The 820-nt window shown below is 47.1% G+C and carries 1 protein-coding gene; it reads left to right on the forward strand.

Annotation, left to right across the window (positions count from 1 at the left end):
- Positions 1-789, forward strand: a 789-nt coding sequence (rsmH, locus tag R7Q11_RS25600; RefSeq protein WP_225466928.1) for a 16S rRNA (cytosine(1402)-N(4))-methyltransferase RsmH, incomplete at its 5' end; no start/stop codon positions are given.
- Between the last annotated feature and the right edge of the window lie 31 nt (positions 790-820).

Genomic DNA, 820 nt, shown 5'->3' on the forward strand with positions numbered 1-820 from the left:
GACCGTGACCCTCAAGCGATTGCGGAAGCAGGCAAAATTGACGACCCTCGTTTTACCATTATTCATGGCCCGTTTTCTGGCATGGCTCAATACGCAGAAGAGTATGACCTAGTTGGTAAAGTAGACGGTGTACTATTGGATCTTGGTGTGTCTTCGCCTCAGCTGGATGACGCAGAGCGTGGCTTCAGCTTTATGAAAGATGGCCCGCTAGATATGCGCATGGATCCAACTTCAGGCATCCCGGTTTCTCAATGGTTGATGGAAGCGGATCTGGATGACATCACTTGGGTGATTCGTGAATTCGGTGAAGACAAACACGCTCGTCGTATCGCTCGTGCGATTGTGGAATACCGTGAAAACGAAGAGAACGAGCCAATGGTTCGTACTGGTCAGTTGGCAAAACTGATCTCTGAAGCAGCACCAAAAAGTTTTAAAGAGAAAAAGCACCCAGCGACGCGTGCTTTCCAAGCGTTCCGTATTTACATCAACAGTGAGCTAGAAGAAATTGATACTGCGCTGAAAGGCGCGGCTCGTATTTTAGCTCCTGAAGGTCGTTTATCTGTCATCAGTTTCCATTCGTTGGAAGACCGCATGGTAAAACGCTTTATCCGCAAAGAAAGTAAAGGTCCTGAGGTTCCACATGGGATTCCTTTGACGGAAGCGCAAATCAAAGAGCTTGGCAGCGCAAACATGAAAACTGTTGGCAAAGCGATAAAACCGAGCAAACAAGAAATTGACATGAACCCTCGTTCGCGCAGTTCTGTGCTAAGAATTGCTGAAAAGCTTTAATTATTATGACGAAACCCACTCCCAACCTTGC

It is taken from the genome of Vibrio sp. 970 (genome assembly GCF_033339075.1).